Annotated in this window: 20 protein-coding genes; 5 read left to right on the forward strand and 15 right to left on the reverse strand. The window is 62.8% G+C overall.

The window, feature by feature from the left end; all coding sequences use genetic code 11:
* Positions 1-28 precede the first annotated feature (28 nt).
* The 5 genes from benB to BLU15_RS16480 form a co-directional block, all read right to left on the reverse strand.
* Positions 29-517: a benzoate 1,2-dioxygenase small subunit gene (benB, locus tag BLU15_RS16460; RefSeq protein WP_034801721.1), complete on the reverse strand. Its 489-nt coding sequence runs from the start codon at positions 515-517 to the stop codon at positions 29-31.
* Positions 514-1,872, reverse strand: a complete 1,359-nt coding sequence (locus BLU15_RS16465) for a Rieske 2Fe-2S domain-containing protein (RefSeq protein ID WP_060529334.1) — start codon at positions 1,870-1,872, stop codon at positions 514-516. The genes benB and BLU15_RS16465 overlap by 4 nt, the downstream gene beginning before the upstream one ends.
* A 100-nt stretch (positions 1,873-1,972) precedes the next feature.
* Positions 1,973-2,911: a catechol 1,2-dioxygenase gene (catA, locus tag BLU15_RS16470; RefSeq protein ID WP_034801723.1), complete on the reverse strand. Its 939-nt coding sequence runs from the start codon at positions 2,909-2,911 to the stop codon at positions 1,973-1,975.
* A gap of 75 nt (positions 2,912-2,986) precedes the next feature.
* Positions 2,987-3,277 carry a muconolactone Delta-isomerase gene (catC, locus tag BLU15_RS16475; protein WP_034801725.1) on the reverse strand — a complete coding sequence of 97 codons (291 nt, stop codon included), beginning with the start codon at positions 3,275-3,277 and terminating at the stop codon, positions 2,987-2,989.
* Positions 3,278-3,287: 10 nt separating this feature from the next.
* Entirely contained in the window at positions 3,288-4,469 is a 1,182-nt protein-coding gene (locus BLU15_RS16480; RefSeq protein ID WP_060584588.1) for a muconate/chloromuconate family cycloisomerase, read from the reverse strand.
* 152 nt (positions 4,470-4,621) lie between these two features.
* Here BLU15_RS16480 and BLU15_RS16485 point away from each other — a divergent pair, with 152 nt between their 5' ends.
* Positions 4,622-5,563, forward strand: coding sequence for a LysR family transcriptional regulator (locus BLU15_RS16485; protein WP_034801727.1), 942 nt, complete (start codon positions 4,622-4,624; stop codon positions 5,561-5,563).
* On the opposite strand, the gene BLU15_RS16490 is transcribed toward BLU15_RS16485, so the two are convergent.
* From BLU15_RS16490 to BLU15_RS16515, 6 genes are all read right to left on the reverse strand, one after another.
* Positions 5,556-6,437: a xylose isomerase gene (locus BLU15_RS16490; protein ID WP_089042900.1), complete on the reverse strand. Its 882-nt coding sequence runs from the start codon at positions 6,435-6,437 to the stop codon at positions 5,556-5,558. The genes BLU15_RS16485 and BLU15_RS16490 overlap by 8 nt on opposite strands.
* Positions 6,437-7,642, reverse strand: a complete 1,206-nt coding sequence (locus BLU15_RS16495; protein WP_060529332.1) for an NAD(P)/FAD-dependent oxidoreductase — start codon at positions 7,640-7,642, stop codon at positions 6,437-6,439. Before BLU15_RS16495 ends, BLU15_RS16490 begins: the two co-directional genes overlap by 1 nt.
* Before the next feature lie 222 nt (positions 7,643-7,864).
* Complete coding sequence (locus BLU15_RS16500) at positions 7,865-8,809, reverse strand: substrate-binding domain-containing protein (protein WP_060529331.1); 945 nt, start codon at positions 8,807-8,809, stop codon at positions 7,865-7,867.
* Positions 8,810-8,888: 79 nt separating this feature from the next.
* Positions 8,889-9,200: a MocE family 2Fe-2S type ferredoxin gene (locus BLU15_RS16505; RefSeq protein ID WP_034801776.1), complete on the reverse strand. Its 312-nt coding sequence runs from the start codon at positions 9,198-9,200 to the stop codon at positions 8,889-8,891.
* Positions 9,201-9,208: 8 nt separating this feature from the next.
* Entirely contained in the window at positions 9,209-10,243 is a 1,035-nt protein-coding gene (locus BLU15_RS16510; RefSeq protein WP_060584590.1) for a sterol desaturase family protein, read from the reverse strand.
* Between the two features lie 146 nt (positions 10,244-10,389).
* On the reverse strand, positions 10,390-11,391 hold the full coding sequence (locus BLU15_RS16515) for a LacI family DNA-binding transcriptional regulator (RefSeq protein WP_090296507.1): 1,002 nt from the start codon (positions 11,389-11,391) through the stop codon (positions 10,390-10,392).
* Positions 11,392-11,541: 150 nt separating this feature from the next.
* Here BLU15_RS16515 and BLU15_RS16520 point away from each other — a divergent pair, with 150 nt between their 5' ends.
* Positions 11,542-12,267, forward strand: a complete 726-nt coding sequence (locus tag BLU15_RS16520; protein WP_060521853.1) for a glutathione S-transferase — start codon at positions 11,542-11,544, stop codon at positions 12,265-12,267.
* 12 nt (positions 12,268-12,279) lie between these two features.
* On the opposite strand, the gene BLU15_RS16525 is transcribed toward BLU15_RS16520, so the two are convergent.
* Positions 12,280-12,522, reverse strand: coding sequence for a PLP-dependent aminotransferase family protein (locus BLU15_RS16525; protein ID WP_060521852.1), 243 nt, complete (start codon positions 12,520-12,522; stop codon positions 12,280-12,282).
* Between the two features lie 150 nt (positions 12,523-12,672).
* Positions 12,673-13,632: an MBL fold metallo-hydrolase gene (locus BLU15_RS16530; RefSeq protein ID WP_060521851.1), complete on the reverse strand. Its 960-nt coding sequence runs from the start codon at positions 13,630-13,632 to the stop codon at positions 12,673-12,675.
* Positions 13,633-13,723: 91 nt separating this feature from the next.
* On the opposite strand from BLU15_RS16530, the gene BLU15_RS16535 reads away from it, so the two are divergent.
* Positions 13,724-14,635 (forward strand): LysR family transcriptional regulator, encoded by a 912-nt coding sequence (locus BLU15_RS16535; protein WP_060529329.1) that lies wholly within the window; start codon positions 13,724-13,726, stop codon positions 14,633-14,635.
* A gap of 61 nt (positions 14,636-14,696) precedes the next feature.
* Here the strand turns inward: BLU15_RS16535 and BLU15_RS16540 are convergent, their stop codons facing one another.
* Both BLU15_RS16540 and BLU15_RS16545 read right to left on the reverse strand, forming a co-directional pair.
* On the reverse strand, positions 14,697-15,077 hold the full coding sequence (locus tag BLU15_RS16540) for a DUF427 domain-containing protein (RefSeq protein WP_060521849.1): 381 nt from the start codon (positions 15,075-15,077) through the stop codon (positions 14,697-14,699).
* A 78-nt stretch (positions 15,078-15,155) separates the two neighbouring features.
* Positions 15,156-15,908 (reverse strand): DUF599 domain-containing protein, encoded by a 753-nt coding sequence (locus BLU15_RS16545; RefSeq protein ID WP_371589959.1) that lies wholly within the window; start codon positions 15,906-15,908, stop codon positions 15,156-15,158.
* Positions 15,909-16,108: 200 nt separating this feature from the next.
* Between BLU15_RS16545 and BLU15_RS16550 the strand changes: the two genes are divergently transcribed.
* Together BLU15_RS16550 and BLU15_RS16555 are read left to right on the forward strand one after the other, a co-directional pair.
* On the forward strand, positions 16,109-16,792 hold the full coding sequence (locus tag BLU15_RS16550) for a GntR family transcriptional regulator (protein ID WP_034801749.1): 684 nt from the start codon (positions 16,109-16,111) through the stop codon (positions 16,790-16,792).
* Complete coding sequence (locus tag BLU15_RS16555) at positions 16,789-18,234, forward strand: aldehyde dehydrogenase family protein (RefSeq protein WP_060608115.1); 1,446 nt, start codon at positions 16,789-16,791, stop codon at positions 18,232-18,234. The genes BLU15_RS16550 and BLU15_RS16555 overlap by 4 nt, the downstream gene beginning before the upstream one ends.
* The last annotated feature ends 76 nt before the right edge of the window (positions 18,235-18,310 follow it).

The following is an 18,310-nucleotide window of genomic DNA, read 5'->3' on the forward strand; positions in this document are numbered from 1 at the left end:
TCCTCCCATTCCTGTCAGGCGACGGCCGTCAGATGTGGTAGACGTCGATGACCTGGCGGATGTAGTCGTTCTTCAACACGATCTTCTTCCGTGAGATCAGCAGTTCACTGCCGCTCTTGCGGAGCGTGACGAACATGGTCCCGAAGAAGTGGTCGGTGACCTTGTAGCGGTGGTTGAGCGTGTGGAAGTTGTAGCGGAAGTCCGCCTCCTCGCCGCGATCGGCCACAAGCTCGACATTGGTGACGTTGTGGCTTGTGCGCGGCTCCGGCGTGGACGCTCCAGAGCGTTCGGTCTTGATGCGAAAGACGCGATCTTCCAGGCCATCGCGGCTCGGGTAATAGATCAGCGAGATCTGCGACTGCGGATCTTCGGTCAACTGATCGTCGTCGTCCCAGGCCGGCATCCAGTAGCTGACGTCCGGCGCATAGCAGGTCAGCCATTCGTCCCATTGCCGGTCGTCGAGCAGGCGCGCTTCGCGATAGAGGAAGGCGCAGGCGGTGTCATAGGAGATCGTCATGCGACCGCTCCCTGCTTTTCGGAGGCAAGTGCTGTGCGCATCACCTTCGCCCAATATTCGTGCTGGCGGACAAAGAGGCCTTCGTCTTCGCTGCGCTCGCCCGAGAGCAGCGGTGCGATGCCCATGCGCCTGGCGTTCTCATCCGGACCGTCGATCCAGAGCGGCGCACCGCGAGAGAGATCGTTCCAGAGCGCGGTGATGCCGGCGTAACCCTGCTGGCAGGCGCGGAACTCCTCGAGATCGTCGGCCGTGCCCATGCCGGAGACATTGAAGAAATCTTCGTATTGGCGGATGCGCAGCGTGCGATCGGCCGCATTTTCACCCTTCGGCGCGAAGCAGAAGATGCTGATCTCGGTCTTGTCGACGCTGATCGGACGGGTGACGCGGATCTGCGTGCTGAACTGGTCCATCAGGAAGACGTTCGGATAGAGGCAGAGATTGCGGGTCTGGTTGACGATGAAATCCGCCTGCACCTCGCCGACGCGCGCCTTGATCTCCTCGCGGTGGCTGTAGATCGGCCGGACCTCCGGGTTCATGGTGTTGGTCCAGAGCAGGATGTGGCCGTTGTCGAAACCGTAGACGCCGGCTATCGAGCGGCTCCAGCTCGAGGCATCGACCGCCTTTGTGCCCTCCTCGTTGCGCCGGCCCATAGTGGCGGCATAGTTCCAGTGAACGGAGCTGACGTGATAGCCGTCGCAGCCGTTCTCCATCTGCAGCTTCCAGTTTCCGTCGTAGATATAGGAGGAATTGCCGCGCAGTACCTCGAGACCGTCAGGCGCCTGGTCGACGATCTGGTCGATGATGACTTTCGTTTCGCCGAGATAGTCCTCGAGCGAGGTGACATCAGGATTGAGGCTGCCGAACAGGAAGCCGCGATAGCTCTCGAAACGGGCAACGCGCTTCAGGTCGTGCGAACCGTCTTTGGCAAACTGCGGCGGATACTGCGTCGTCTTCTCGTCCTTCACCTTCAGGAGCTTGCCGGTGTTGGAGAAGGTCCAGCCGTGGAAGGGACAGGTGAAGCTGCCCTTGTTGCCGTGCTTGCGCCGGCAGAGCATGGCGCCGCGATGGGCACAAGCATTGATGACGGCGTGCAGTTCGCCCGTCTTGTCACGGGTGACGACAACCGGCTGCCGGCCGATATAGGTGGTGTAATAGTCGTTGTTCTCGGGGATCTGGCTCTCGTGGGCGAGATAGACCCAGTTGCTCTCGAAGATGTGCTTCATCTCCAGCTCGAAGAGGTCTTCGTTGGTGAAGATGTCGCGGCGGCAGCGGAACGTGCCGGCCTCATGATCGTCCTCGACCGCGGTGGCGAGCAGGTCGTCGAGGGCTTGGGCTTTGTCGATAACGGCGGACATGGTTCTTCTCCCGCAAACGGCTGATCCGTGCTCGGCTCTAGCGATTGCAACAATGTCTGATGTCAGGGGGCGGCGGCTCAGTCGGCCGCCGCAGAGGTGATCAGGCGGCGGCGCGCTTACGCTGCTCGTTGATCTGGTTGTCGACGCCGTTCACCAGTGAGGTGAGATGGATGTCGAATTCGATCTCGGCGAAGGGGCCGGAGAGGTTGTTCGCCTTGATGCTCGCCTCGTCGGTCCGCTCGGTGACGTCAGGCACCAAGCCATCCCTCGTCGCATAGGCGAAGTCGTCGTTGACCAGCGGGTCGCCGGCGATGTTGATCTGGGTCGTCAGCTTGCGGTGCCCATCGGCGCTGATGAAGAAATGGATGTGGGCCGGGCGCTGGCCGTGACGGCCAAGGGCGGAAAGCAGCTGCTCTGTCGGGCTTCCCGGAGGCACGCCGTAGCCGTGCGGCACGATGCTTTGAAACTTGTAACAGCCCTTGGCGTCGGTGACGATCGTGCGGCGCATGTTGAACGGCGCCTGCAGGCCGGTCGGGTCGAAGTGCGAATAGAAACCGCGGGTGTCACAGTGCCAGACTTCGACCGTCGCGCCCTTCAGCGGCTGGCCGTCGGCATCATAGACGGTGCCGTGCATGATCAGCGTCTGGCCATTGGTGTCGCGGCCATCGTCGAGACGGGCGAAGCCTTCCGAGGCCGGTGCGCCGGCGACATAGAGCGGACCTTCGATGGTGCGCGGCGTCTGATTCTCGATGCCGAGCGCTTCGTCGATCGCGTCGAGACGTTCATCGAGGAAGTGATCGAGGCCGAGGCCGGGCGAGATCAGGCCGGCCTGGCCGGCAGCGCCGATCTCGTTCAGCCAGGCAATACCGGTCCAGTATTCGTCCGGGGTGATGTCGAGATCGTCGATCGCCTTGAACAGGTCAGACATCAGCCGGTGCACGATCTCTTTGACACGCGGGTTGCCGCCGTCCTTGTCGAGGCCGCTCAGAACCTTCAGGAAAGCTTGAGTCTCCGGCTTGTCGAAAATCTTCACGTTCATATCAATTCCTCCACTTGGATTGTCTTGAAGCTCAAGCCGCTTGCCAAACCTCCCGGCCGCGGCACGCACAAATTCTCAGCTATCGTCCTCGCGGATCGAGGATGGGTGCCGAAGCAGCGGCGTGACCTCGATCTGCATGAACTTGAACAGCGGCAGCCCCGAGAGGATCTCGTGCAGCTCGGCATTGTCCTTCACGTCGAAGACGCTGTAGTTCGCGTACTGCCCGGCGATCCGCCAGATATGCCGCCACTTGCCGCTCTGCTGCAGCTGTTGCGAATAGGCCTTTTCCCGGGCGAGGATCTCCGCCGCCTGCTCGGCAGGCAGATCGTGGGGAATGCGAACATCCATTCTGACGTGAAACAGCATGGCTCAGTCCTTACTTCGCAACGCTGATCGTCTTGCGCAGCCCGTCGCGCGCGAAGAATTTCAGCCGATCTTCATCGAGTTCGATCCCGAGCCCTGGAGCATCCGGCACCGTCAGCTCGAAGTCGCTGTAGTCGAGCGGCGTCGCCAGAATTTCCTCGGTCAAAAGCAGCGGACCGAAGAGCTCCGTGCCCCATTGCAGCTTGGCGAAGGTGGAAAACACGTGGGCTGACGCCACTGTGCCGACACCACCTTCCAGCATCGTGCCGCCATAGAGTTCAATGCCCGCGGCATCGGCGATGACCGCCACGCGCTGCGCATTGAACAGACCTCCGCTCTGTTCGATCTTGACCGCGAAGACGTCGGCCCCCTTGGTCTTGGCGATCTCGAAGGCGCTCTCGGGTCCGGTGAGGGACTCGTCGGCCATCAGCGCCAGCGGGAAACGGCGGACGAGGCGACCGAGCGCTGCGGTCGAAGCCACCGGCTGCTCGACCAGCTCACATCCGGCATCGGCGAGCGCTGCCATGCCGTAGGCGGCCTCAAATTCGCTCCAGGCCATGTTGACGTCGACGCGCACCGCGCCGCGCTCGCCGAGCGCCTTCTTGATCGCCGCCACATGGGCGATATCGTCCTTCAGCGGCCTGGCACCGATCTTCAGCTTGAAGATCCGATGACGGCGTAGCTCGAGCATCTTCTCGGCCTCGGCGATATCCTTGGCCGTGTCACCCGACGCCAGCGTCCAGGCGACCGCCAGGCGCTTGCGCAGTGCCCCGCCGAGCAGTTCGCTGATCGGCAGACCCAGGCGCTTTCCATGGGCGTCGAGCAGCGCCGTTTCCACCGCGCTCTTGGCGAAACGGTTTTCCTTGATCGCCTTGCCGATGCGCGCCATCAGCGCCTTCACGTGGGTCGCGTCCTCACCGACCATGACAGGCGCAAAATAGGTATCGATCGCAAGCTTCATGCTTTCCGGGCTCTCGCCGCCATAGGCAAGCCCGCCGATCGTCGTACCCTCGCCAATGCCGACCGTTCCGTCGCTGCAATGGACCTTCACCAGCATCAGCGTCTGGCCGGTCATGGTCGCGACCGACAGCTTGTGCGGCCGGATGGTCGGCAGGTCGACCAGCATGGTCTCGACCCGTTCGATCACGGGGAAGAGGGCTGCTGTCGGGGCGATGGGTGCAAGGGTCGTGTTCATGACCTGAATGTGCGCCCACGCAGCGGGTGACGTCCAACACCAAATAGGTTACCTATGATACCTTGACGGTATAGTATGGCAAAGATTACGCGCATTCATGCGCTTGCCGCACTGCAACATACCGCAACGGTAGGAAAATGGGGGCTGTAACATTGGATCTGCGCCAGCTTCGCTACTTCGTCGCCGTCGCCCGCGAGCGCAACTTCACCCGCGCTGCCGAGCAGCTGCACATCGCCCAGCCGCCCTTGAGCCGGCAGATCCAGCTTCTTGAGGAAGAACTGGGCGTGCCGCTGATCATCCGCAAGAGCCGGCCGGTGCGGCTGACGGAAGCGGGGCGATTGTTTTACGAACAATCGCTGCAAGTGCTCGGCCGGGTGGAACAGATGGTAGAGGCGACCCGCCGCGTCGGTCTCAACCAGAACCGCGTGCTGTCGATCGGCTTCGTCGCGTCCACGCTCTATGGCGGGCTGCCGACGCTGGTGCGCAAGCTCAGGCAGAACGCGCCGGAACTCGATATCCGGCTGTTGGAGATGGTGTCGGTGCAGCAGATCGCGGCGCTGAAGGAAGGCCGGATCGATGTCGGCTTCGGGCGGCTGCATCACAACGATCCCAATGTCGCCGGCATCCTCATGCGGGAAGAGCGCCTCGCCTTGGCGATACCGCAGGGCACGCCGTTTGCCGATGACACATCTCCGCTTCCGTTGAGTGCGGTTGCCGGGCAAAAACTGATCGTCTACCCGAAGGAACCGCGCCCGAGCTATGCCGATCACGTGTTGAGCCTGCTCCACGCGCAGGATGTGCGCCCGGCCGAGGTGCATGAGGTGCGTGAGATCCAGAGTGCGCTTGGCCTCGTCGCCTCGGATGCCGGACTTTGTATCGTCCCGTCCTCTGCGCGTCAGGTCCGCTCCGATCTGCACTATCGCATGATCGAGGGCGAGCGGGCGACCTCACCCGTCATCCTCAACCATCGGGTCGGCGACAATTCCCGTTACATCGAGCTGATCAAGGCGCTGATCGTGGAAATGTATGCGGAAAACCCGCCCTGGCTCGGCCTCGAGCACAATCTGCCGTTCCGGCCGTCCTTCGTTAAATGACGAGTTCAGGCGTCCTCAGATCCCGTGCTTCACCCGTCGGGGAATTGGCACTTTCCGCCCAGATCTCGCAGGCCATCTCGCGAAGCAAAAGCGCCTCGGCCCAGCGATCAGTCGTATCGTTACCGTCCCTGTCGGTGATGGCATAGGGCCTTGGGCCGAGTTCGCACGTCATGACCAGCTCGGCATCGTTGGCAGCGTGGGAGCGCCAGTGCCGGAAGCCGTAGTCCCACCACTCGCGGAAGAGAGCGACCCAGGGCAGATGGTGGGGAAAGGAAAGCTCGATCTGGATCTGCTGGCAGGAGCCGATACGGCCGTGGAAGGCGCCGGCGTTGCGCAGAATGCGTTGGATCTGGGCGTGGCTTTCGTCTTCCACCGGAAAGGCGAATTCCCGGCCAACGAGATAGTGCGAGAGGTCGGCCAAGAGCGGCAGATCGGGCCGCCGGTCGAGCAGGTCGAGCGTGAAGAGGAGGTCGTTGGTGATCCGGTGACGGTGGGTTTCGATATAGACGGGAACATCCATTTCCTCAGCAAGCCTGGCCCAGCCGTCAAGCAGCGGCAGGCAATCCTCGACCCGGCGCGGGCGAACATCGGCCTGCAGATCGATGTGGCTCACCGGAAACTCCGAGGCCAGTTCCAGCGTCAGGCGCAAATCCTCGACGCTTCGAGGAAAACAGACGCCCTCGATCTTCAAGCCCGTTCCGCGGATCACGGCATTGAGGTGCTCGACATCGCGCCGATTGGTATAATGCGCGCTGATGCCGTCGAACCCGGCCTCGACGATCATTGCGATGTTCTCTTCGAGACTGCGCTCAAAGCCGTCCGCATGCCGGCGCTCCATCGCCCAGAGCGATTGAAAGACAAGCAGCTTCTGCATCAGGCGGCCCTGGCACTTTTGAGCAGCGCCTTGAGGTTCACGCTGGCGTCGGCGAGCGCTCCCGGATCGGGACTGACGCCGGCAGCAATCAGCATTTCCGAGAGCTTGATATCCTTGGCGAGACCATTGCCGAAACCGAGGCCAGCGGCGGCGACGAGACGCCCGCCATCGAGGTAGAATTCGAGTTCGCCACCATCGAGTTGGCGTGTCACGCTTTGATGGTCCGGATGGGGCAGGCCCGCCACCTGCAGGCCGAGATCGTATTGATCGGTCCAGAACCAGGGGATGGCAGAAAAAGCCTCCTTGCCGCCGGCCATGTTGAGGGCCGCGACCTCGGCCTGGGTGCGTGCATTGCGCCAGCTTTCGAAGCGCACATACCCGCCACCCGGCTGGGCCACGGCGGCGCAATCGCCTGATGCATAGATGTTCGGATCGCTGGTGCGCAGATAGCCATCCGTCAGGATACCGTTGCCGACGGCAAGCCCCGCCGCCTCCGCGAGTGCTGTATCCGGCTGGACGCCGATGGCGGCGACGGCGATATCGGCCGGCACCGGAGTGCCGTCGGAAAGAACAACCGCATCACCGGTGATTTCGGCGATCCCCTGCCCCAGATGGAAGGTGACGCCCTCATCCTGATGCCGGGCATGAAGCTTCGCGGCAAAACGCGGCGGCACCGCGCGACCGAGCGGCTTCGGCGCCATTTCGATAACGCTAACCATGATGCCCTTGCCGCGCAGCACCGCCGCAAGCTCCATGCCGATCAGTCCACCGCCGATGATCGCAACGTGTCTGCCGGCTTCGGCACGGGCGAAGATCGCCGCCGCATTGGCGTAGGTGCGGAAATCCAGTGCGCGCTCGGTCCCTATGCAAGCGAGGCGCCTCGGACGGGCGCCGGTGGCGAGCAACAGCTTGTCATAGGTGAGCGTCCGGCCATCGCTCAAGGTGACGGAGCGGTCACCGGCATCCAGTCGGGATGCAGAAACACCTTGCCGGTAGTCGATACCGGCGGCCTCCAGCGCCTCAGCGCCGCAGATCGGCTTCATCTGTACGGCGCCATTGAGCGGCTTCGACAACGGTGGCCGCTCATAGGGCAGATGCGGTTCCGTGCCGATGAGCGTGACGCTGCCGGCAAAGCCAGTTTCACGCAGGGCAAAGGCCGCGCGCGTGCCGGATTCCCCGGCGCCGATTATGACGATGCGATCCATGGCTTGCTCCGTAGATCATGCGTTGACGTGCGGGGCGGTCGCAAAACCGCACGCAAGATTTGTCAGCCCGTTCAAAAAGGTGGCCGGCGCAGGCAGGAGAAGTGCGCCGGCCCACAGCGCCGCGCATCCGTTCAGACGCGCAAAGGTCGCTGTAAAACTCTGAATTCCTGCATGTTTCTGTGCTTCAATCGGCGACGATTAAGGAAACATGCAGGAGGAGGATCAGTTGCGCGCCGCGTAATCGGCCATGTTTTTCGGCGTAACGAGCTCGAAGGGAACCCAGACGTTCTTTTTGACGCTTTCACCGCGCACCAGCGAGACGGCCGTGTCGACGGCGCTAGCCGATTGCCCCTTGGCGTTCTGGAATACGGTTGCGTCGAGGTCGCCGGCGGCCATGGCGGCAAGCCCGTCCTGGGTCGCGTCGATGCCAACGACGATCACGTCGTCCATCGATACACCGGCGGCCTTCAGCGCCTGGATGGCGCCGATCGCCATTTCGTCATTGTTGGCAAAGACCACGTCGATCGGCTGTCCGGCGGTGATCCAGTTGGTGGTGAGATCCATCGCATTGGTGCGCGTCCAGGCGGCCGACTGCTCGTCGGCAATCGTCGCACCCTTGCAGTCGCCGGCAGCGAGCGTTTCCTTGAACGCCGAGGTGCGGTCGCGCGAGGCCTGGTGAGCAAGGTCTCCCATCAGGATATAGACCTGCGCATCACTGGCCTTGCCCTTTTCCTTCAGCAGCGAACAGGCAGCTTCCGCACCCAATCTGCCGGAGTCCGTTTCTTTCGAGCCGACATAGGCCTGCTTTTCCGGCAGCTTGCCGAGGTTATCCGGCTCTAGATTGAGATAGACGAGCGGAATACCGGCCTTCTCAGCGGCTTCGCTGATGCCGGGGGCGGCCGAGGTATCCGTCAGCGTCATGATGATCGCGTCGACGCCGCCCGCGATGAAATTGTTCACCTGGTTGAGCTGCTTGGAGATGTCGGTCTGTGCGTCTTCGATCTGAACGGTGGCGCCGTTGACTTCGGCAGCGCGGGCATTGATGCCCTCACGCAGCAGCGTCTGGAAGTTGTTGTCGAAGCTCTGCATCGAGACGCCGATCGTCTCCGCCGAGGCAGCACTTCCCATCAAGGCGGCAAGCGCAGCCGCCAGGTACATGGATTTCATGATTTCCTCCCGAGGGTGCCGGATCACCCGATCGCATTCCGGAGGCCCGATGGGCCTGATCAATGCTTGCGTGGTGGCCTTAGCCGAGCGCCACACGAACCTCGCCGTCGACGATTTCGGCGGGATAGGTCTTGAGATTCTCGCAGGCCGGAAGCCTGATGGCTTCACCGGTGCGATAATCGAAGGCGCCGGAATGCTTGGGACATTCCACCTCGTAGTCCATGACGAGGCCATCAGCGAGGTGAACGGCCTCGTGGGTGCAGAGCCCGGCGGTGCAATAGACGCTATCGTCGGGACCGCGGTAGACGGCGTAGGTTCGGCCGCCATGGTCGAAGCGGATCGCCCCTTCCTGTTCGATATCGTCCAGCTTGCAGGCTGGTACCCAGGTGATCACGTTGCTCATTCTGCTGCCTCCCCGATGGTGTTGCGTGCCTTGCGGGCTGCGAGTTTTTCCTTGCGTTTGCGGTAGCGCTCCTGCATCCGCGCCTCGCCCTCCTTGGAGCCGTCGTGCCAGGTGCCGAACCAGCGATCGAGCGGGATCAGGGCGTCGCCGTAATTCACCTCGAAATACTTGTGGTGCAGGTAATGCGCATAGGCGTGGCTATCGACGAGCGTCTCTTCACCGACCTCGACCTTGTCGAAGCCGACATGGCCGGGAATGGCACCGAAGCCCGCGTAGTGCAGCTGGTAAAGCATCAGGATCGGGTTGGACGGCAGGATCAGGTGATAGAAGGCGGTGGCGAAGTAGAGCAGGTGCTCGACCGGATGCATCGACAGCGACGACCAGGGCGACGGGTTCACCGAATTGTGGTGGACCGAATGCACCCACTTGTAGAGCAGCGGCGTGTGGATGAGCCGGTGGATGCAGAAGAAATGGAACTCGTGGATAACAGGCACCACCAATGCGACGAGCGCGAGCGTCCAGGGATTGTCCGCGAAGCTCAGCCACGGCGCATAGCCATTGGCGTAGGCCCAGAGCATGGCGACTTCGACGGCGGTCCAGATCGTCACGCCTGAGAGGAACGTGCGCAGGATGTTGTCGAGATTCTGGCTTTCGAACCAGAAGGCTTTGCTCTTCTGCTCGGCCGGAAACTTGCCGTTGTACTTGAACCGGTTTTCCTGCCGTTTCAGCACATAGAGATGCAGCTCGAAAGCGCCGTAGAAGAAGAAGACGCAAACCGCGTTGACCGCATAGAGCCAGGCGATCCAGCCGACGCTCAAGCTCTGCATCGCCTCGACCGGCGGGATCACCCAGGCCCAATAGACGACGGCCGACGCCGCGAAGATCGCATTCCAAGGAAAGAAGTAATGCGGCAGCCACTTGACGAGCGCCAGCAGTTTTGGCGGGAAGGCAAACAGCGGCGCCGTTTCGATCGGCTCGTTCGGCGCCCAGTCGCCGCGCTTGTTGCGGGTTCCATATTTCAGATCGTCCATGGCGCTCTCCTCCCGGCGGACCGCATGCGCTCCGCCCTAAATCCTTCGAAGGAGGTTGCTTTCCGGGTCTGTCGGAGCGCCTCCTTCTTGATAAAAATCTAGCAGGAGGCGGTCGGAACGGCGAAAGCTTGTTTGATCAAATCAGATCAAAGGCTTTCGGCTGTGATGGTAATGAAGCGAATGGGGGCGGTGTCCGGCTCCATCTCGGAAAGCCCGATCCGCCGCAGCATCAGGTCAAGCGAGCGACGGGCCTGTGCCTCCGGCGCCTGGTCGAGCACGACGTCCATGATGCCGTCGCTAAGCGCCTTGCGGGTGTAGTCGGTCAGCTCATGGCCGACGAAGAAGATTTCGGTGCCACGCTTATGTCGGCGAAGCACGTCGATCAGGGCCGCATTCGCGCCGCCGGCATTATAGAGCCCGGCCATATCCGGATACATGTCGAGCGCCCATCGCAACGTTTCGGCGCCATAGTGCTCCTCGTCGCGGGTAAAACCCAGCCACTCGAACCGGCGGTCGCCCGGATGCCCCTCAAAATAGTCCGAGAAGCCACTGAGGCGGTCGCGATGGACCTGATAGATCGGGTGGCAGAGCGCGACGACTGGCCCCGCCTTGCGCGCCATGCGCGCGATGAAGAGTGCCGCCGTTCGTCCGGCCGCGTGATTGTCGATGCCGACGAATTCGCCCAAGTCGTGCGAGGCCCTTGTCACGACATGGACCACCGGCACGCCGCGCACGATCACGGCTTCGACAGCGGCGCTGATCAGCGGATGATTGGGCACGGCCAGGATCAATCCGGCGCGGCTAACCTCGGCTGAAAGGATGCGCCTGGCGATCTCCTCCGGCTTCATTTCCTCGGTAAAGCTGCGATGCACGACGACGAGCGGATCCAGCGTCTCGGCGATCCGCTGAAAGGCCTGCGACAGGCGGCGATAGAAGGTCGTCTCCGGCCGCACCATCAGCACATCGATGCGCAAAAGCCCGCGATGGGTCTCGGGAAGGGTTCGCGGATAATTCAGCGCGCGCGCCGCAACGACGACTTTTTCGACGAGGTCCGGGCGAACACCACCGCGGCCGTTCAAGACCCGCTCGACCGTCGCGGTACCGACGCCTGCCAGTTCAGCAATGTCGCGATAGTTCGGCTTGCTCACCTGGACTACTCCCCACCACACGTGTTCATAGCGCCTTAGCATGTGATCGCCCCTGTTCGACAGAGCAGGCGTCCGAAGTCAGGGCCTCCCCTCGCCGCCGCTGCCGCGGCGCCTATATCAACCGGGTATCGAGAATGGGATCGAGGCATCATGACCTATGAATTGTACTACTGGGACGGCATCCAGGGGCGCGGTGAATTTGTCCGACTGGCACTCGAGGACGCCGGCGCCGCTTATGTCGATGTGACGCGCGCGCCGGGCCGCGGCACCGGGGAGATGCTGAAGCTGATGGAGAGCGCCACCGAGGCGCACGTGCCATTTGCGCCGCCCTTTCTGAAAGATGGCAACCAGATCATCTCGCATGTCGCCAACATCCTCTTCTACCTCGGCCCCAAGCTCAGCCTTGCGCCTGACGGTGAGGCGCTGCAGTGGTTCGCCAATGGCCTGCAGCTCACCGTCACCGACTTAATCGCCGAAGTGCATGACACGCACCATCCGATCGCGACTTCGAAATATTATGAGGAGCAGAAGGCGGAGGCGAAGGACCGCGCATTCGAATTCGTCACCAACCGCATCCCGAAGTTTCTCGGTTATTTCGAGCGGATTCTCGCGCAAAACCCTGATGGCAGCGGCCATGCAGTCGGGAACGCCGTCACCTATGTCGACCTTTCGCTGTTCCAGGTGATCGAGGGGCTACGCTATGCCTTTGCCAAAGCGATGCGGCACTATGAGGAGGACTACCCCAATCTCATGAAACTGCACGCCTCGGTGAAAGCCCGGCCGAACATCGCCGCCTATCTCGCCTCATCGCGACGGCTGGCCTTCAATGAAGACGGCATCTTCCGCAATTACCCGGAACTGGATATCGCGCCCTGACGGAAACTCCCCTCAGGCGGCCGCCGCCTGGTGCTCCCGCAGGAACGCGGAGACGCGCCTCAAGCCTCCGCGTAGAATGCCTTCGTTGTTGGCGTAGCCGATCCTGAGATAGCCTCCCATGTCCATGGCGCTGCCCGGCGTGAACATCACGCCGGTTCGCTGTAGCAGTTGCAGGCAGAATGCCTCTGAAGTCATCGGCAGGTCGTATTTCAGAAGCGCCGTCGTGCCCGACTGCGGCTTGATCCAGGCGATCAACGGCTAAGCACCCACTCAGTCCGAGAGAATGGCGAGGTTGGTGCACCGTCTACAGCTCGGCGCAGGCCTATGCCTACATCAATGACGGCGACGGCGTCGTGACCTTCGTCCGCAACGTCATCTCGTAGACAAGGCCTAAGCTGCCACCCGCTACTCGACGTAGTTCCAGGGGACGAAGCGATAGAGCGTCTCGTCGCGCGCCACATGGCCAACACCGGGGAACGGCAGATGCGCACCGGCGACGAGGTATCGCCCATCGGCCGCATCCGCCAGCGCCACGGCACGCGTCGCTGCCGCCGCGGTGCCGTCGACGTCGAAGCTGACGAAGACGTCAGGCGTGTCGAACTGGATGTAGTCGCCGTGAATGACGTCCCCCCAGAATACGAGGCGCTGGCCGTCATCCGCTTTCAGCACGATCGCGGAATGCCCGGGCGTGTGCCCGGCGCGCAGGGTCGATCCGAGGTTCGGCAAGACGTCCGCGTCGTCGGCGAAACGCTTCACTTTTCCGGCGGCGATATAGGGGGCCAGGGCATCGTGCGCTCGCTGAAAGTCGGTCTTCTGCGCCTCGGTCAGCGCCGTCACGCCCTCCCGCTCGATCCAGTAGCGGTATTCGCGCTCGGCGAGATGGATCTCGGCATTCGGGAATTGTGCTTTGCCGTCGATGGTGAGGCCGCCCGAGTGGTCGGCGTGCACATGGGTCAGGATCACCGCGTCGACCTGGTCGGCGCGATAGCCGGAGGCCGTGAGATGCCTCAAGAGCTTGCCGGCGGCAATGCCGAGCAGGCTCCCCGACCCGGCATCGATCAGCACCAGCCGTTCGCCGTCGTTGACGAGATAGGCGTTGATCGACAGATGCGGCTCCTTGCCGAGGAAGTTTTCGTCCAGCCTGCGCTGCAGCTCGCCTTCCGGTTCGTTCTGATAGATCTTTGTCATCGGCAACGCCAAGGTGCCGTCCGACAAGGCGGTGACTTCGAACTTTCCGAAGCGGAAGCGATAGTAACCGGCATTGGCGACGGTCGATAATGGCGCGGCGGAAAAGGCGATCCGCGGTGCGAGCGGCAACAGGGCCGCGGCGGCAAGAAGGCCCAAAGCTTGTCTGCGAGTGGTCATGATCGGCTCCTTCGATTGGATGCCGAGACGCTATCAATTCAACCGTCGGTCGATTATCCTGCGATCGTGGAAGTAATTGTTCCGGAAACGCATGAAATCCCCCCAATCTGCCGATCTCAACAGCCTCAGGATTTTCCTCGAGGTCGCCCGCTCAGAGAGCTTTTCCTCAGCTGCGCTTCGCCTGCACCTGCCACCGAGCACGGTCAGCCGGCGCCTGGGCGAGCTTGAGGCAGCGCTTGGCGTCGCCCTGCTGCTGCGCTCCACCCGCCGGGTCTCCTTGACCGAGGCCGGAAAGCATCTGCTGGAATCGGTCGGGGGCGCCGTCGAGCTCATCGACCGCGGCATCGCCGGCTTCCAACCGGCCGACGGTACGGCGCGCGGGCGCCTAAGGGTCGCGACGTCAGTCGCCTTTGCCCGTACCTTCCTGCCACCGATCCTGAAGCGCTATGCGGAACTCTGCCCAGAAGTCCAGGTCGACATGCAGACCACCCACCAAAATGTCGATCTGATCGGCGAAGGCGTCGACGTGGCCTTAAGGATGGGCGAACCCGTCGACAGCGAGATGATCTACCGCAAGATCGGAACGATCGAGCAGCGCCTCTATGCCTCTCCCGCCTATTGCGCAGGATTGGCGCTGTCTTCGCCCGAGGACCTCATGCACGTCGCCCTGGTGGCACACCGGACGCGCATGCGACGGGAGCTTGCCCATTGGGTGCTGTCAGACGGCAACAGGCACTTTACGCTCGAGCGCCCGCCATCGGTCGTCGTCGACGATCCGGCGATCAGCGAGCGGCTGATCGCCGAGGGCCTCGGCATCGGCATGCTGAGCGATGCGCTCGCCGCCGATGGCGTCTCCGCCGGACGGCTCGTTCCGGTTCTTCCCGAGTGGTCGGGGCCATCCACCCATCTTTACTATCTCTTCCACCAGCAACTCGGCGATCTGCCGAAAGTGGCAGAATTCTTGAAGGCCGTGCGCGAAACGTTTCGGATTCGCGACGCGTGACCTCGCGGCCAGGGCACCGTGCGTTCGAACGAGCGCAGTAGCCCTCACTTGAGCGCGGATGCTAGGGCTGGATCTCTTCGATCTTATCCACCCGATCCGGATAGAAGGCCAACCGGTCCTTGATGGCGGCCACCGCCGCGTGCGGGTTTTCATAGGTCCAGACGGCGTTGCGCGACCGCTCGCCGCCCAAGGGGATGCTGAAATAGGAGGCGTCACCCTTATAGGGACAATGGGACGAATGATCGGTGCGCTCAAGCAAGGACATGTCGACATCCTCACGCGGGATGTACTGCACAGCGGGATAGGTTGCCTCGCGCAGAGCCAGCGCATCGCGGGTGTCGGCAATGACGCGCCCGCCGAGGGTGACGACGACACGGGCCTGGTTTCTCTCGGTGGTGATCGGATGATCGGGACCGGGGATCTTGATCGGATTGTCTGACATGGGCGACCGCCTCCAGAACGTTACGGATACTAGGTGGTTACCTCGCCGGCCAATTCCAACCGGTCACGCCAAAAACCCTCAGCTGTTTGCCGCCGGAGAACGGACGGCTGTTGAGGGTTCTACCGCGGCCGCCGTCGGATGGCTCTCGTCGAGCAGCTTGCGCACCTCCATCACGCCCTTGGCCGTATCCGACCAGCTGTGTCTCCAGACGAGAAGCGCGACCGAGCCGACGATGGCGATAAGAAAGGCGATCGGCCCCAGGAACCAGAGCGCGGCGGCAACGGTGAAGTAATAGGAGCGGACACCCTGGCTGAAGGATCGAAGGGCCGGATTGATCATCAGCGACAGGGCGTGGGCCCATGCGGCGATGTCGCGGGCTTCTTCGCGCGAAGGGCTCGCTCCGATCGCTGCGAGGCAATAGTTGATCTGCCGCACCGCCCAGATGAATTCGGACAGCCCGCGCAGCAAGGTCGCCATGACGAGCAGCACCTTGCATTGAAACAGCCACAACGGCTCGATCGGCGCGAACATCGCGATGATGCCCGACTGAAGGCCAATCGTCGGCTGGATGAAAAGCGCACTGCTCATGGCGACGATGACGATGAGATTGGCCGAGCCGAAGAACGAGGCCGAATTGATCGTGTGACCGAGAATGGCGGCGTCACCGATGATGTTGGTATCCCGCGTCAGCACCTCGCGCATCCAGGCCTGCCGGACACGCACCATGTCCAGCATCAGGCTGTCTGTCCGGCGCGGCCAACCAAGCGCCATCATCGGCTCCAGTCCCACCCAGGTCACGAGGAACAGGATAATCGCAATCCAATCAAGCATCTGCACGGCCAGCCTCCCACCATAGCAGTTCCTAATAGAAGCCGCGGCGAGCGGCGCGTCAACGCGGCGGCGCAAGTCGGGACTGCCGAAGCCGACGGCGTCGCCAGCACTTGCTGACAATCCCTGGGACTTATGTGTCATCACCGGATTGACTCGGCCTGTATCCTGGATACAATTTACCTCGATCTTGGGAGGGATCGATGAACCAATCCTTTGAATGGCGAAGCCAGTCACGCTTGCTCGACGAAGTGGCCCAGGCCCTTCGCGAACGTATTTATGCCGGCGTCTATGCGCCGGGCGCGACGCTGCGCCAGGAAAAGATCGCCGCCGAGTTCGGCATCAGCCGCACGCCGCTGCGCGAGGCGCTGCGCGTGCTCGAGCGCGACGGGCTGGTCGTCAACAAGCCGGGCAGCGGTGTCCGGGTCGCAACCGCCGACCTGCCAAAACTGCTGGACGCCTACGCGGTGCGTGAGGCGATGGATGGCGTGGCGGCCCGCAACGCCGCCGAGCGGGCGACAAATGCCGAGATCAAGGATCTGGCAAAGCAGGTGGAGCGCCAGCGCAAGACCGTCGAAAACTGGGATCCAGGCGCCTACACACAGTCCAACGTCGTCTTTCACGAGGCGATCGTTGCGGCCTCGCGCAATGCGTCGCTGGCGCCGCTCGGGCCGCTTCTGCGCATGACCTCGCAGGTTTTTGCCCCGGCCTTTTCGCTTTCGAGCGAGCGGGCGAGCACTGCGGTCGCCGAACACGGGCTGATCGTCGAGGCGATCGCCGCACGGAACCTTGATGAATCCGAGAAACTGGCCCGCGCCCACATCAACGCGACGGCCATGAGATTGAAGGCGCTGCTTGAAGAGCGCGGGACTGACAAAGAGGCATGACTGTGAAGACCTACGGCAATTTCATCGCGAACAAGTGGCAGGACGCAACGGGCGGCGAGTTCATCGCCGTCAGGGATCCTTCCAACGGCCAGGAATTTGCGCGCATCGCCCGGGGCACTCGGGACGATATCGATCTCGCCGTGCGTTCGGCACGCGCGGCACTCTCAGGTGAGTGGGGACGCCTGACGCCGACCGAGCGCGGCCGGGTGCTGACCCGGATTTCGGCCGGTGTGCTGCGCAACATCGACCTTCTGACGGAGCTCGAAGCACGCGATGTCGGCAAGCCGCTGACCCAGGCGCGCGCCGATGTCGTGGCGCTTGCGCGCTATCTCGAATTCTATGGCGGCGCCGCCGACAAGGTTCATGGCGACACCATCCCCTATCAGAACGGCTTCACCGTACTGACCGTCTACGAGCCACATGGCGTCACGGGCCATATCATCCCCTGGAACTACCCGATGCAGATCCTCGGCCGCAGCCTCGGCGCGGCCCTTGCCATGGGCAACGCCGCCGTCGTCAAGCCGGCCGAAGAGGCCTGCCTCACCATCTTGGAGTTCGCCCGCATCGCCGAAGAAGAGGGCTTGCCCTCGGGCGCGCTCAACATCGTCACCGGCTTCGGCTCGGAGGCGGGCGCAGCGCTTTCGGAACACCCCGATGTCAACCACATCTCCTTTACCGGCTCGGTCCGCACCGGCGAGATGGTGCAGGCGGCGGCGGCGAAGAACGCCGTGCCGGTGACGCTGGAACTCGGCGGCAAGTCGGCGCAGATCGTCTTTGCCGATGCGGATCTCGACCGCGCGGTCCCCTTCCTCGTCAATGCCGGCATCCAGAATGCCGGTCAGACCTGTTCGGCCTCGTCGCGCATTCTGGTTGAGCGTGCCGTCTATGAAGAAGTGGTCGCGCGGATGAGCGAACGGTACCGCGCCTTGAAGGTCGGTCCTGCTGGCAGCGATCTCTCGGTCGGCCCGGTCGTCTCGCAGCGGCAGAAGGCGATCGTCGAGGGCTTCCTTGCCGACGCCGCCAAGGATGGCCTGAAGGTCGCAGCGCAGGGCGAGATCGTCGCCGACGCGCCGGCCGAGGGCGCCTATGTCGCGCCGACGTTGCTGCGCGACGTGCCGCACCAACACCGCACGGTGCAGGAAGAGATCTTCGGCCCGGTTCAGGTGATCATGCCCTTCGACGGCGAGGAGGAAGCCATTCGACTTGCCAACGGCACCGACTATGGCCTCGTCTGCGGCGTCTGGACCAATGACGGCGGCCGGCAGTTGCGCATGGCGCGCGCCGTGCACGCCGGCCAGGTCTTCATCAACAATTACGGCGCCGGCGGCGGCGTCGAGCTGCCCTTCGGCGGCGTCAAGAAATCGGGCCATGGCCGCGAGAAGGGTTTTGAGGCCCTCTACGGCTTTGCCAGCATGAAAACCATCTCTGTCTACCACGGCTAGAGCGCGCAAAACCGCAGGCGGCGTTCCACCCGCATCGCGCTCCAACCCATGATCTAAGTCTCCTTGGGAGGAACAA

Origin of the sequence: Ensifer sp. YR511, from assembly GCF_900103045.1 — a bacterium.
GTDB classification, from domain to species: Bacteria; Pseudomonadota; Alphaproteobacteria; order Rhizobiales; family Rhizobiaceae; genus Ensifer; species Ensifer adhaerens.

Coding starts and splice junctions, on each gene's coding strand:
- BLU15_RS16480 (WP_060584588.1), bottom strand. CDS start 4,469: ATGAACACGACCCTTGCACCCATCGCCCCGACAGCAGCCCTCTTCCCC.
- BLU15_RS16535 (WP_060529329.1), top strand. CDS start 13,724: ATGAAATCCCCCCAATCTGCCGATCTCAACAGCCTCAGGATTTTCCTC.
- BLU15_RS16550 (WP_034801749.1), top strand. CDS start 16,109: ATGAACCAATCCTTTGAATGGCGAAGCCAGTCACGCTTGCTCGACGAA.
- catC (WP_034801725.1), bottom strand. CDS start 3,277: ATGCTGTTTCACGTCAGAATGGATGTTCGCATTCCCCACGATCTGCCT.
- BLU15_RS16500 (WP_060529331.1), bottom strand. CDS start 8,809: ATGAAATCCATGTACCTGGCGGCTGCGCTTGCCGCCTTGATGGGAAGT.
- benB (WP_034801721.1), bottom strand. CDS start 517: ATGACGATCTCCTATGACACCGCCTGCGCCTTCCTCTATCGCGAAGCG.
- BLU15_RS16510 (WP_060584590.1), bottom strand. CDS start 10,243: ATGGACGATCTGAAATATGGAACCCGCAACAAGCGCGGCGACTGGGCG.
- catA (WP_034801723.1), bottom strand. CDS start 2,911: ATGAACGTGAAGATTTTCGACAAGCCGGAGACTCAAGCTTTCCTGAAG.
- BLU15_RS16490 (WP_089042900.1), bottom strand. CDS start 6,437: ATGCAGAAGCTGCTTGTCTTTCAATCGCTCTGGGCGATGGAGCGCCGG.
- BLU15_RS16545 (WP_371589959.1), bottom strand. CDS start 15,908: ATGCTTGATTGGATTGCGATTATCCTGTTCCTCGTGACCTGGGTGGGA.
- BLU15_RS16520 (WP_060521853.1), top strand. CDS start 11,542: ATGACCTATGAATTGTACTACTGGGACGGCATCCAGGGGCGCGGTGAA.
- BLU15_RS16530 (WP_060521851.1), bottom strand. CDS start 13,632: ATGACCACTCGCAGACAAGCTTTGGGCCTTCTTGCCGCCGCGGCCCTG.
- BLU15_RS16555 (WP_060608115.1), top strand. CDS start 16,789: ATGACTGTGAAGACCTACGGCAATTTCATCGCGAACAAGTGGCAGGAC.
- BLU15_RS16495 (WP_060529332.1), bottom strand. CDS start 7,642: ATGGATCGCATCGTCATAATCGGCGCCGGGGAATCCGGCACGCGCGCG.
- BLU15_RS16540 (WP_060521849.1), bottom strand. CDS start 15,077: ATGTCAGACAATCCGATCAAGATCCCCGGTCCCGATCATCCGATCACC.
- BLU15_RS16465 (WP_060529334.1), bottom strand. CDS start 1,872: ATGTCCGCCGTTATCGACAAAGCCCAAGCCCTCGACGACCTGCTCGCC.